General features: G+C 45.5%; 16 protein-coding genes and 1 pseudogene. 1 reads left to right on the top strand and 16 read right to left on the bottom strand.

Annotated elements, in window-relative coordinates:
• Window positions 1-250: pseudogene (locus AACU59_RS00085) on the top strand (IS4 family transposase); the annotation flags it as partial.
• Here the strand turns inward: AACU59_RS00085 and AACU59_RS00080 are convergent.
• The 16 genes from AACU59_RS00080 to AACU59_RS00005 all read right to left on the bottom strand — a co-directional run.
• Window positions 243-464 carry a hypothetical protein gene (locus AACU59_RS00080; RefSeq protein WP_141195613.1) on the bottom strand — a complete coding sequence of 74 codons (222 nt, stop codon included), beginning with the start codon at window positions 462-464 and terminating at the stop codon, window positions 243-245. The pseudogene AACU59_RS00085 and the gene AACU59_RS00080 sit on opposite strands and share 8 nt — an antisense overlap.
• The gene (locus AACU59_RS00075) at window positions 461-1,045 is read right to left on the bottom strand and encodes a hypothetical protein (RefSeq protein WP_094145387.1); all 585 of its coding nucleotides are present in this window, start codon (window positions 1,043-1,045) and stop codon (window positions 461-463) included. Before AACU59_RS00075 ends, AACU59_RS00080 begins: the two co-directional genes overlap by 4 nt.
• Window positions 1,011-1,379 carry a head-tail joining protein gene (locus tag AACU59_RS00070; protein ID WP_094145388.1) on the bottom strand — a complete coding sequence of 123 codons (369 nt, stop codon included), beginning with the start codon at window positions 1,377-1,379 and terminating at the stop codon, window positions 1,011-1,013. Before AACU59_RS00070 ends, AACU59_RS00075 begins: the two co-directional genes overlap by 35 nt.
• Window positions 1,372-1,842: a hypothetical protein gene (locus AACU59_RS00065; RefSeq protein ID WP_094145390.1), complete on the bottom strand. Its 471-nt coding sequence runs from the start codon at window positions 1,840-1,842 to the stop codon at window positions 1,372-1,374. Before AACU59_RS00065 ends, AACU59_RS00070 begins: the two co-directional genes overlap by 8 nt.
• A gap of 59 nt (window positions 1,843-1,901) precedes the next feature.
• Entirely contained in the window at window positions 1,902-2,939 is a 1,038-nt protein-coding gene (locus AACU59_RS00060) for a major capsid protein (protein WP_094145392.1), read from the bottom strand.
• A gap of 67 nt (window positions 2,940-3,006) precedes the next feature.
• Window positions 3,007-3,348, bottom strand: a complete 342-nt coding sequence (locus AACU59_RS00055; RefSeq protein WP_094145394.1) for a head decoration protein — start codon at window positions 3,346-3,348, stop codon at window positions 3,007-3,009.
• A complete protein-coding gene (locus AACU59_RS00050; RefSeq protein ID WP_094145396.1) occupies window positions 3,348-4,619 on the bottom strand; it encodes a S49 family peptidase in 1,272 nt (423 codons plus the stop codon). The genes AACU59_RS00055 and AACU59_RS00050 overlap by 1 nt, the downstream gene beginning before the upstream one ends.
• Window positions 4,600-6,081, bottom strand: a complete 1,482-nt coding sequence (locus AACU59_RS00045; protein ID WP_094145398.1) for a phage portal protein — start codon at window positions 6,079-6,081, stop codon at window positions 4,600-4,602. Before AACU59_RS00045 ends, AACU59_RS00050 begins: the two co-directional genes overlap by 20 nt.
• Window positions 6,081-6,281, bottom strand: coding sequence for a gpW family protein (gene gpW, locus AACU59_RS00040; RefSeq protein ID WP_254917751.1), 201 nt, complete (start codon window positions 6,279-6,281; stop codon window positions 6,081-6,083). The genes AACU59_RS00045 and gpW overlap by 1 nt, the downstream gene beginning before the upstream one ends.
• On the bottom strand, window positions 6,278-8,170 hold the full coding sequence (locus AACU59_RS00035) for a phage terminase large subunit family protein (RefSeq protein ID WP_094145400.1): 1,893 nt from the start codon (window positions 8,168-8,170) through the stop codon (window positions 6,278-6,280). The genes gpW and AACU59_RS00035 overlap by 4 nt, the downstream gene beginning before the upstream one ends.
• Complete coding sequence (locus tag AACU59_RS00030) at window positions 8,139-8,726, bottom strand: hypothetical protein (protein WP_094145402.1); 588 nt, start codon at window positions 8,724-8,726, stop codon at window positions 8,139-8,141. The genes AACU59_RS00035 and AACU59_RS00030 overlap by 32 nt, the downstream gene beginning before the upstream one ends.
• A gap of 111 nt (window positions 8,727-8,837) precedes the next feature.
• A complete protein-coding gene (locus AACU59_RS00025) occupies window positions 8,838-9,308 on the bottom strand; it encodes a 3TM-type holin (RefSeq protein WP_094145404.1) in 471 nt (156 codons plus the stop codon).
• A gap of 2 nt (window positions 9,309-9,310) precedes the next feature.
• Window positions 9,311-9,652, bottom strand: a complete 342-nt coding sequence (locus tag AACU59_RS00020; protein ID WP_094145406.1) for a M15 family metallopeptidase — start codon at window positions 9,650-9,652, stop codon at window positions 9,311-9,313.
• Window positions 9,652-9,960: a phage holin family protein gene (locus AACU59_RS00015; protein WP_094145408.1), complete on the bottom strand. Its 309-nt coding sequence runs from the start codon at window positions 9,958-9,960 to the stop codon at window positions 9,652-9,654. Before AACU59_RS00015 ends, AACU59_RS00020 begins: the two co-directional genes overlap by 1 nt.
• A gap of 121 nt (window positions 9,961-10,081) precedes the next feature.
• Window positions 10,082-10,747 carry a hypothetical protein gene (locus tag AACU59_RS00010; protein ID WP_094145410.1) on the bottom strand — a complete coding sequence of 222 codons (666 nt, stop codon included), beginning with the start codon at window positions 10,745-10,747 and terminating at the stop codon, window positions 10,082-10,084.
• 218 nt (window positions 10,748-10,965) lie between these two features.
• Window positions 10,966-11,238, bottom strand: a 273-nt coding sequence (locus AACU59_RS00005; protein WP_237666590.1) for a hypothetical protein, incomplete at its 5' end; no start/stop codon positions are given.

The following is an 11,238-nucleotide window of genomic DNA, read 5'->3' as shown; positions in this document are numbered from 1 at the left end:
GTGTAATACGTTGAATGGAGACTACTTGCCATACCAACTTAGCTTCAATGGAGCGTTAGCCCACATCATGCGCCTAATAGTGGGGCTTCCCTACTCGTCACCGGGAGCCATACCGAGGCAACTCCAAAACTTCTATGCAATGAGTGGGAGCTTAATACTTGAGCCAAGGCGAGAAAGAGCCTTCCCTAGAGTCGTGAAGAAAAAGCCAAGCCGATACCCTAGAAAATACAATGCCGCTCACCTTAAGTGAACGGCATTAGGTTGAGAACCCACTCTTTTTCGCCTGATTGCGGTTGAACGTCATTGGGTTCAAAGTCATCCACAGAAAAGAATAAGCAAGGGGATGCCAGTTTTGTCGCCGCTTCTGGATAACAGCTGATACTTTTGAAATATTTCGCTAATTTTTCGTTGGTTTCTAACCACATTTTAATTGCTGCGTGATAGTCGGTTAAATTCATACTCATCGAATGGCTACCCTTCCACGTAAATCCATTTCAAAGTGTTTAAGGAATATTTGAGGAAGTTGGACAAAGATATCGTCTTCAATCGCTTCCTGAACGGGCTCAATATTCACCATCACTTCACTAATATCCCAACGCTCTTTACCATTGCGAGTAAATACCGAGCGTGGGCCTTTGATTTTGGCCACAAAGCCTTTTTCGGCATGAACCGGTTTTAGCAATGGGGATGCTGGTATAAAGACCGCACCATTCGGTTTCTTTTTAGAGCCTTTGCGTCTTGAGCGCCCCTTCAAAGAACTGGCAGGTAAATCGTTGAGACCGAACCACAATTTAAGCTCGTCCAGCCCCTTACCCGATTGTTTCACTTTAAACTGCTTTAAACGCCGTCTAAGTTGCGCCGCGTTTCTCGCCTGCAAAGAGTCTTTAAGCATTTTTGTGCTTAACTTTCGAATCGTGACGGCCGTTCTTGATAAGGCTCGGTTGTAAGCCTTCAACATTTCTTTGTTGGTCGCCCCAACTAAAAGTTGGATGGCTTTAAGATCGTCAAGATCAATATCGAACATCAAGTTTTGATTGGGCTTCATTGTCGTCACCTTCTTGATCTACCGATAACGTCACTACGACTTCGCCATCTTTCGCATCGAGCGATTGATTCACTCGGTAGTATTCGACCGTGCCGTTATCAAAATCCAAACGAACCTTAACGCGACGAAGAAAAGGCGAACTGTCCGATTGTCTTAGGGATAACTTGGCATCATAAGAAACCACCTGACCACCGCTTTCTAGCCGAGCAACAATTGGTTCTGAATCAAAAATTGCTCGTACTGGGTCGCTGCCACCAACGGTGACATTCACGTTGCCAAACGTGGCCATGATGATGTTATCCAACTCAGAGATAGCATCATCAAAATTACTCATCGGCGTACAAACCTAAGTTCTCAGCAACAATGGATTTCGCTCGTTCGGCAGGCAGTTCGTATTCGGTTTCACCTTTCAGAACCTTGGTCTGTTTGTCGATTTTGATTTCGACATTGATGCATTTTTTAATCAGCACTTTGCGAGTTTTGACCGTGTCCACCGCAGGTTTAATCTTGGGTAGTTGGTCACTTGAATTTCCAGTGGCTATGCCACCATTCGTGTCACCAGTGCCATCAGTACCGCCAGTGCCATTGGATAGTGAACCATTATTACCACCTTCACCTTCTTCACCTTCTTCACCTTCTTCACCTTCTTCAGGCAGTAAAGACTCTAATCGCATAATTTCCTGAGCCAATATGTCATTCGTTGCCGACTGATCAACGGCTGAAAACTCAATACCAGCGTCTGTAAGTGCGGTTTCTAATGCCACGATTTGAGCAATTAATTCTGACTTGTTAGCCATTGTGTCTCTCCAAATAAAGATTGGGGCCATGGCCCCAATCGATCAATTACACTGAGCGATTACACTCGCGCATAACACGCATCATCGGCATCAAGCATGACAGGTACCGGAGCTGCCTGTGTTTGAAGCCATTCAACCGATGGGTTGTCTGTGTACCAGTTAGAAGGGTAACGTGTGGCTTCAACAAACCCGTTGGCGTTCGCTTTCGCATCTTGGATGCCACCGTAAGCCATGTAAATTTCCACATCCTTGCTTGTACAACGAACACCATTGGCATCGATGTACAATTTGTCATTGCCATCATCACCTTCAAATGCACCTTTGTAGACGTAATAGTCGACCGTACCAATGCGACCAACCCACTGGAATGCAGAGTTATTCAGAGGACCGATTTCAGCTTGAGCATTTGAACCACGGCGCGTATCAAGCACATCTTTCACGGATTCGAACTGACGGAAGGTTGACCAGGCATCTTTCCCCATTACAACCGCATCACAAACAACATTGCAGCGATCCATCCAGTTCTCTACATCGAGTAATGGTTGATTATCGGCTTTGTCTGCAGCTAATCGCGCTGACCACAAATCGGTACCTGACAGCGTCACGTTGTTTTCAGCGCTGCGGCCATAATCAACGTTGATGGGTTCAAACGATTCACCTTCTAAGGTTACCGCACCCGTTTTGAGTACTTCACAAAGCATCCACTCTTCACGGCGTTCAATCGCTTCATCTTGCTCAAGAAGCATATCAGCGCGGATAGCGTTAAGACGTTGGGCTGGTGATTGGGTGCCCATTAAGGCTTCACCGGGTTGACGCTTAATCAGACGATCAGGGGCTACTACATCGGTTGGTTTCACATAAGCAGGCTCGACCGATGTCATGGTGCCGCCTTTCGCCTTATTTGGCTTACCAGCGACCATCGGAGAGACCAATGGAGCCAGTTTTCGACCTTTCTTGATTTTATCGAACGCGATTGATTTGGTGTTAAAGGTCACAATGCCTTTTACAAACATGTTTTTCAGGGCTGGTTGATAACGTGGCGGCAATTGCTGACGCAATGTAAACAACACAGCGGTAGTAAGGGCACTTAAAGCCATACGAACTCCTAGAAATAGAAAAAGAGCCTTAATCGGCTCTCTTTAAAAACGAATGATGAATGAAGGATTAAATGTCTTGTGGTGACTGGACATTAATCGGAGTACCAACGAAAAGACCAGCCTTGAGAACGTCAGTCATCCCGTCAGGGTAAGCGACATAAGCCGGGTCAATACTGATGGCTTTGATTGCGCGGTGCTTTGTCGCGCCAGCGGTCGCATCAACCGCAAATGAAGAAAGATAGTGAGCAGTAGTGCCAGCTGCAGCAACCGCTTTAAAGGTGCCAGTTGCCGCATCAAGCACCAATGGCGTGTATTGTTGAACCACTTCACCTGCAGCAATCACAATATCAGCATGCTCGATGTCAGTATCACCACTGATGGCCTGACCGTAATTTAACTCTTCAATCATTATTTAGTACCTCGTGCCACTTGATAATCAGCCAAGATAGCCGCCGCTTGAGCTTCATCGGATGAAGGGTCAACTTCTTGATCTTCACCATCAGCTGATAGATTAGGATGTTGCTCTGTGCCCATGGCCTGAGCAAAAGCATCCGGTTGCGGTTGCGTTGGCTGTTCGGCCGACGCAGAGACAACCGGTGCATTCGCTAAAATACCTTTAGCGGCTTCTTCGCTCATGTCTGTATCAAACGCCAGATGATTAGCCAGTGCTTCACGACCTTTCGCTTCTTCGCAACTGGTGATTGCTTTGATGCGAGTTCGCTCAGCGGTTTTTGAGTCGGTTTGAGCGGCAGGAAGTTGCTGCTCTTCGACAGTCGCCGCGGCTGCTGGTGCTGGACTCGCGGCTGTAGATTGTTGTGTCATAGTGTTCCCCAGAGTGACAATAGACGTTGATTTTACGGACTCGATAAATTCATCGAGAATGGTAGTGCTACTCACGACTTCATCAGCAAAGCCAATATCCACTGCTTCTTGTCCGGTGTAACATTCGGCCTCGGTAGCAAGGACACCGTCCACCGACATCCCTGTACCGCGAGAAACAGCTTGAGCAAATTTGTTACGAGTAGAATCGCAATCGGCCTGCAATTTATCTTGCACAGCCTTGGGTAATTTTTCATAAGGGTTGCCATCAACCTTATGATCACCGGCATGGATTAATGTGACTTTAAAGCCGACATCATTCATCGCTTTAGACACATCTACATGGGCAATCACGACACCAACAGAGCCAAGGCCACCACTTTGCGTAATTAAGCGCCTTGTTCCCTGAGAGTGAAGCCACTCCCCAGCTGAATACGCCATATCATCAGCAATGGTCCATACGGGTTTGACCTTCCCGACCTCATGGATGAGATCGCCAGTATCAGGACATCCCATGGCACCACCGCCCCCCGTATGAAACTTCATCAGGATGCCTTTTACATCAGGGTCGTTGAGTGCGTATTTGAGCTTGTTGCGTAAAACGTCATAACCTGTGACATAGCGACCGCTCCAGCCAATGTTGTGCATTAAAGCGCCGTAGACCGTAATCACCGCTACATGACCTTGAATGCTGTAGGGTTTGATTTCAGCATTAGTCGTAATGCCGGTTCGTATCGCCAGCTGGTGAACGCTGATTTTCTCTTTGTTCGCCTGCTGGCTCAGACTCTCCAACGAAGCCAGTTGCCTCGGATCGATTAGGATTGGAGTCTGATTGAACTGACTAAGAACTGGATGGTTCATTGTTACTCCTTTGACCAGATTCACTTTGAGGATCGCTTTGTTCCGGAGCGAAAGACTCTGCCTGTATCCAACTCGGTTTTGGTAAGCCTTTCTCTCTGCGGATTTCCATCTCTCGAACTTGCTGTTCAAAGACTTCAACGTAATCCTCACCCATCTTGGCCAACTCTTTTTGATAGGTAGAAAGTCCAGATTCAATCAACAAAATGGACTCTTTCACTTCTTTAATGCCATCGATGGACATACGGCCAGAGCCTATCCAATCACAACGACAAATCGCTGAGCGTCGTTCCCAAAAGTTCACGTTACCAGGAAGCGTAATCCGGCCTTTGGCAACCGCTTCTTCTAACCACAGTGAGAAAATAGCGGTAGCAAAACGAGAGGCGATAAACTTCCTGTCACCCATGAAGTAACGCCAGCTTTCATTGAGCGCGGCTCTGGCACTGGAGTAATTTGAGTTTTGGAAGTTACGTGTTAACTGCTCGACCGAAACACCAATACCTGCAGCCATATACTGCAAAATGGACATTTCAAGCTGGCTGTAGCCGTTGTCTGCGTTACCAGGCTTCTGAAGATTCAGCTTTTCACCAGGCATTAAGTGAGAGACTTTCGCCCCATTCATACGAATGTTGGCACCTTTGTGATATTGGTTAATGGAAGCCAACCAACCCCACAATTGTTTCTGAGTATCTTCACCGCCCGTGATGAACTGGAATGCCTGCTCTGAATCAAGCTCAGATTCAATGGTCGCGGCATACATGGCATTTACGATGGCGTTCTGCAGCTTGGTTTGCTGCAATTTATCCAGCATGTGCATCTGACTCATGACTGACATCAGAGCGTTCGTGCCACGGGATTGACCATCGTCTCTTGCATCAAAAATATGAATAAACTTAGGTCTGCCCCACCATGTTTCCCTTTTAACGTAGCGAACGTTGCTTGCAACCATCCCACCAAAAGGCGTCAGGTAATTATAGTCTGCGACATAATAGCCAATGGCTGAACCATGGCGGTCATGCTTGATCCCCCCACGAACACGAGTGTCCGTTAACTCGATGTTTGTGCCACCTGGGTTACGTACTCGCTTAGGAGAAATCATTTTGATACAGCTCTGATAATCACTGTGTCGCCTGGTAATCCACTCAGCAGCAGCCATCACATCGCCATAATTGAAATGCTGAGTAACCGCAGCTCGAATAAGCATTGTGAAAGTACGCTTTCTTTCCGCATCGATAAAACAGCGGTCATCTTCTGCATATTCCAACCACGCAGATTCAACATCGTTTTTCAACGCAAGAAACTCATCTTCGCTCCAACCTAATCGCCGCCACATGGGTGACCAATTCAGCTTGAACATATGACCGACAATGTTGTCCAGGTGAAGACGTAATCCGCCTGCTTCATAACCCTGCATTTCACGAATAGGACGACCAGACGGATGTAGAATTCTCACTTCATTCGCCATTACATCACTCCTGCTGGGCCTCGGCGCCGACCAATACCTAGGCAGGCTTCTAGTCTCGAAATTTCTGAGCGCAAACTGTCTTTATCTGCGGCTGTATATTCAACTCTTCGTCCATCCTTCTGAACAACACGAGCAACCTTACCCATAACCAAGTTGTTATATGCGGCCTTCATTTGGGCTAATAATTCACTATCACTCAATGTCCAGCTCCTAGTTTTGCCAAATCAACAGAGCTTCTCGAAGGGCTGCTACTCGGTAGTTTTGGTGATTCATTCAAGTTAATTCCAAATCGACTCATGGATATTTTCAGAGCGGCCAACGCATAAACTAAGCAGTCTAGCGCTTCATTTCGCCTGCCTTCGTTATCCCAAAGTAAGGTTTTCTTGCCGCCACGAGAGCGCGTTTCAACCAAACGCTCAGACGTTAATTGCTGACACACGATTTCATCGCAAACGTCATCATTAAGAGGTAAATGCATCACCCCAGCGGTTTCTTCACCCTTGGGATCATTAGGCATGTTTAAGTAGATAAGGTCTTTGGCTGTATCAGTCCCCACTTCTGTCAGATACACACCGTTTTTATTGCGCTTTAGAGGAAAGTTAGCGATCGGTTTGCCATAAACACTCGCACCTTTGATTGGTATGACTCGGAATATCCCATGCTTTTTACTGCGTTTGTAAACAAGGTCTGGGTCAATACCACCGATATCCCAACACCAACGAATAACCTGCAGTTCTTCGCCTTTTCGATTCCGATAAGTCTTGTTGATCGCGGCATCGACAAGTTGAAGCGTTTCTTCTTTGTCGTAATCCCCCATACAAAGAGTGCGGCCAACCAGCCACTTTTCTTCATGGGCTCCCCATCCCCAAACGTAACACTCATATCGGTTTCGCTGGCTATCAATGCCTCCGGTTAAATACTTCACACCATCGGGCACTGGGAATTCATACTTTTCTCTTCGCTCTAGCAGCAGCTCATGATCAAGTTTTTCACCGTTGTTCTCTTCATAATCGAGGCCGAGAACGGTATTGATAAAGGAGCGTTCATCTGCCTTTTTCCCTTTCGCTCTCAACCATTCAGCAACCAGCTCTCCCCAACCATCTAGGTTAAGAGAGTAAAGCGCATTGATTTCGATACCGATGCTCTTGGGCGCGGGCACTTTAAAGTTGTCATGGTTGTAAAAATGGATGCCGTCTTTTGTCCAGGTAAGATCTTCCGCCATCCATCGACCTAACTCTTCCATCTTGGTTAAGTCAGAGTAGTGAAATGACTGTCCACAACCATCCAGATTGCAACACTTGTAATGTGCAGAACGTGCTTTCTTTTCAACGGTCGGCAGATTGTCATCCCACATCAAGCCGTAGTCTTTCAGATCTCCGTTAACATCGGAAAACTCAAGAACTTGTTCGACACCACAATGAGGACACGGCAGGTAAAACCTGAATGTTAAGTCACAATCTTCCAGAATGTTCTGAATATGACTGTTACCGGAAACGGTAGGCGTGGTACCAAATATGGCTTTGGGAAAGCTGGCACCTTTAATTCGCTGCAAAATCAGCTTTATTGGGTTGCCTTCCCCCTTACCTTTTTTACCGACTTCAAGTGGTAAAGCGTTGGCCTCATCGACAATGGCCACTTGCTTTGTTAAACGTCTGAAGTTACCCGGAGAAGTCGCACCGCGAAAATCCCAAGTCGAACCAATCATGGCCTTCTTGGATAGGTTGTTATTCTCGTTTTTGCTTGCGTAGTCTGGAAAGATGCGCTGAATAACTGGCATCTCAGCAATAACAGGGTCGATTTCATCAGCCACAAATGAATCTGATTCGTCATCGACGGGCTGGTAAAAAACACCACTTCGCTTTTTATGCTCAGCAAAGTAAAACAATGCTGCCACAACCATTTTGGTGTAACCAAGACGAGCACTTTTCTTGATAGCCATAAGGCGAATGGCGTCATTCGTCATCATGTTTAGTAACGCAACCTGTAATGGCTGAGTTACCCAAGCGCCTGCTATCTGAGAACTTGATTCCGGAAGTCTAAAATACTTATCTGCCCACTCAACCCCGGTTAACGGTATCGTCGCCTTCAATGGAGTCAAAGCTCGCGAGACCGCTCTCGATATCGCTGTCTTCGTAGATTGAGAGATCTGGTTTAATTTCTGCAAGCTCATTCAACAACATAGCCAATTCTCGCTTTAGTACGTCTAACTGCTCCGAAGTGATTTCTGGTGAAGCCATTTTTAGCTTTGGCAACCAAGAATCCACTCGCGTTCGTAAGCTGATAGCAACCTGAGAAATGGTGCTAACTATGATGTCGATAGGAGCATATTGTTTTTCAAGCACTAAACGTTTTGTTCGGTTTAAAAGAATGCGTTCTTCGCGCTCATCATTTTTCAATTGCTGTTCGCGTGATTTCTCATTCTCTTCATGAGGGGTTTCCGGTACATCTTCCTTCGGTAGAGCAGCAGATTTATATGCGATATAGGCCTGAATACAGAGCAAAGGATCGACACCATTTTTGCCTTTCGATTTTGGCAGTATTCCTTTGCTCTGTAAGGCTCGAACCTGTCTGTCACTGATCCCCAGAAGGTAAGCAATATGCACTTGGCCAAACGTGGTGTTCGGATTGAAAATTGAGTCTTTCATCGTCGTTTTAAACCGGAAACCGGAAACCTACTTTTTCATTTTTTTTCTAAAATGAGCGGCTTTCTGCGAGGTCATGGCCCCGTAAGGTTTTGAGTACCCCGGAAGGACCCATTATTTTGTGTCTGTGCTCTTAACCTTGTCGAAACTGCGCATCGCCGCGACACCAAGCATAGACATGAGAAGCCCAATAACATCACCAACACCTAGATCCGGAAATGTAGGCACGACCAATTCAGTCACGCCATTCCAATCATCGAGAATAGTGATTGCTTGATAGGTCCATATGTAGGTTTGAACGATAGCTTTGGGGATGTACATGAGAGCAAGACTAATAGCGCCCACCCAACCAATTGCGGGTCGCCATGAGGCTTGAAACCAGTTACTTGATTTAGCATCCTGCAGGTTGATATCAGCCTGCTTCAACATCAATTGAACATGCGCATTTAGCTTTTCCAAATCTCCCTTCTGATAGAGTTCTGCCAACTTACGCTGCTCTTCCGCTTGCTTTACTGGGTCCGGCCATATCTTATTGATAACAGAATTACCAAGCTCAAATGCTGCACTTAGAGGATCTAAAGCCATTGTTATTTCCTTCCATTATGTTCAATTGAGAAGTGGTTAGCATCATCGAACCGACCACCCCAAGAGCCGCCTAGTGACTCCCAGTACTCACCTAATGCGACATAAGCTGGGTGGTCACCGTTGATGATGTACTCACCCCTCACAAACAAATTAAGATCTATCGCCAAACGCTCTTTGTGATTGCTATTAGCTGAGCTGTACGATTTCTTTTCCCCCATTTGCCCATGAACTCTAGGATCACGATAGGCATCGCCAAATGTCAGTTCGTAGCCTTGCTCGTAAGCAAAAACAATCAAGTCGGCAGTCATACGAGTAAAAGCGCGTTGTTTATCACCAAGAGTCATCAGCCAATCACCTTCTCGTATTTCTTCTCTAGAATGGATAACGCTCTGCTACCCATAAACCCAGAGATACCAGCCATGAAACCGGCTAGAGGTGTTGGTGCTTCGATATACCAGCACAACAAACTGGTCAGCATCCCTGCAAAACCAGAAATGGACACCTGCATAATCAACTCTCGCCAAATGAAAGGTTTGTTCTCTTTCCTAATATGCTGTAGGTGCGCAACGACACCGCCCCAAATAGCGGCAACGCTAATTAGCAGGTAACCAATAAGGGTGTAGTTTTGTGGATCTTTTTCAGGCATGCGCATACCCCCCCCTTAGGAGTGTCCCGGTTAAATGTTGAATAGGAAGAAATTTAGGCACAAAAAAACCGCCATGAAGGCGGTTCTTTAAAATACTGTGTACTTATCCATACTGATAATGCATACACTAATCTGCACCGTTTTTATTTTCAAGCTCTTTTTTGAATAACTTTCGAGCAGCCTGATCATAACTGACTAACAGCGTTCGGATAGCTTCAACATGTTGATTCCAATCAGACCAATGGTTTTGGTAGTAACGAGATCGCTTCTTTTTAAACTCATCACTAAATTCGTTTTTAGCCAAACTATCAGCTTCAACCAGAATATGAATTAGGTAGGCTCTAGTGAAAGTTGGGGTATATTTTACTTCACCTTCTGAAAGTGTCGTTTGCGCTCCACCAGATTGCTCAAGGGCCAATCCACCAGCAATAACAGGAATTAGCGCTTTTACTTTGTCATGAGTTCGCTGCTGAATCATCGTGCCCTGCTCAGACGCACACACAACCCAGTCGTTCATAACACTTTCAAACAATCTAGTTTTGTTTTCGTTCGAGTTCCAAAGAGGCGAAGCGTACGCAAACATGCTCCAATCGGCTAGATGTGGAGCGGATTTAGACATACGCTCCACTGCAGCCAACACTTTAGCACCATCTAACTTAGCGCCGATTTCATAGTCAGCTGCACCAAAACCACCGCCACCAGCACCTTCATTGTACTTCGCACGAATACCTTCTGTTGCCATGCCAATAGCCGCAGGCATTTCCCAACGCTCAATGCTTGTTACTAATCCCATAACTAACCCTCTGGACAAACTTCCAATACCAAACGCACTGTATATAAAAACAGTATATTTGGTATTTTAAGATTATGTACAAGACAATACAAGTACTTAAAGATTCGAACTCAGTGGGACTAACCCCCAATGAACATATGGGTATACACTTAAGCAAGAATGTGAGTGGAGATGGTCAACTTCCATCTTTACCAATAAAAAACTAACAGCATATAAACTCACTTTTTCTTTCGTAGATTAGCAGAATGCTTAGCCTTTTCTATTTGGATTTGCTTATTTGACTTTTCTATAGATTCTGCGAGTTTTTCAAAAATCTGGTCTTTGCTAACAATTACTTTAGTAAAGAAGTTTAATTTAAATTTGGATAGTTCAATTTTTCCTCTTTTCAAAAAATACAGCTGATAACTAGTATTTATATAAAAGTAAAAAGAAACAAATAGGATGGTAATTTGAAACCAGATAGCTTGATAATTTTCATACTGTCCAGAGGA

This window comes from Vibrio sp. V23_P3S9T160, assembly GCF_963886625.1.
In the GTDB taxonomy this organism is placed as follows: Bacteria; Pseudomonadota; Gammaproteobacteria; order Enterobacterales; family Vibrionaceae; genus Vibrio; species Vibrio anguillarum.
The sequence above is the reverse complement of the archived record's forward strand: the minus strand, read 5'-3'. Positions and strand labels throughout refer to the sequence as shown.

Coding starts and splice junctions, on each gene's coding strand:
- AACU59_RS00080 (WP_141195613.1), bottom strand. CDS start 464: ATGAGTATGAATTTAACCGACTATCACGCAGCAATTAAAATGTGGTTA.
- AACU59_RS00075 (WP_094145387.1), bottom strand. CDS start 1,045: ATGAAGCCCAATCAAAACTTGATGTTCGATATTGATCTTGACGATCTT.
- AACU59_RS00070 (WP_094145388.1), bottom strand. CDS start 1,379: ATGAGTAATTTTGATGATGCTATCTCTGAGTTGGATAACATCATCATG.
- AACU59_RS00065 (WP_094145390.1), bottom strand. CDS start 1,842: ATGGCTAACAAGTCAGAATTAATTGCTCAAATCGTGGCATTAGAAACC.
- AACU59_RS00060 (WP_094145392.1), bottom strand. CDS start 2,939: ATGGCTTTAAGTGCCCTTACTACCGCTGTGTTGTTTACATTGCGTCAG.
- AACU59_RS00055 (WP_094145394.1), bottom strand. CDS start 3,348: ATGATTGAAGAGTTAAATTACGGTCAGGCCATCAGTGGTGATACTGAC.
- AACU59_RS00050 (WP_094145396.1), bottom strand. CDS start 4,619: ATGAACCATCCAGTTCTTAGTCAGTTCAATCAGACTCCAATCCTAATC.
- AACU59_RS00045 (WP_094145398.1), bottom strand. CDS start 6,081: ATGGCGAATGAAGTGAGAATTCTACATCCGTCTGGTCGTCCTATTCGT.
- AACU59_RS00030 (WP_094145402.1), bottom strand. CDS start 8,726: ATGAAAGACTCAATTTTCAATCCGAACACCACGTTTGGCCAAGTGCAT.
- AACU59_RS00025 (WP_094145404.1), bottom strand. CDS start 9,308: ATGGCTTTAGATCCTCTAAGTGCAGCATTTGAGCTTGGTAATTCTGTT.
- AACU59_RS00020 (WP_094145406.1), bottom strand. CDS start 9,652: ATGACTCTTGGTGATAAACAACGCGCTTTTACTCGTATGACTGCCGAC.
- AACU59_RS00015 (WP_094145408.1), bottom strand. CDS start 9,960: ATGCGCATGCCTGAAAAAGATCCACAAAACTACACCCTTATTGGTTAC.
- AACU59_RS00010 (WP_094145410.1), bottom strand. CDS start 10,747: ATGGGATTAGTAACAAGCATTGAGCGTTGGGAAATGCCTGCGGCTATT.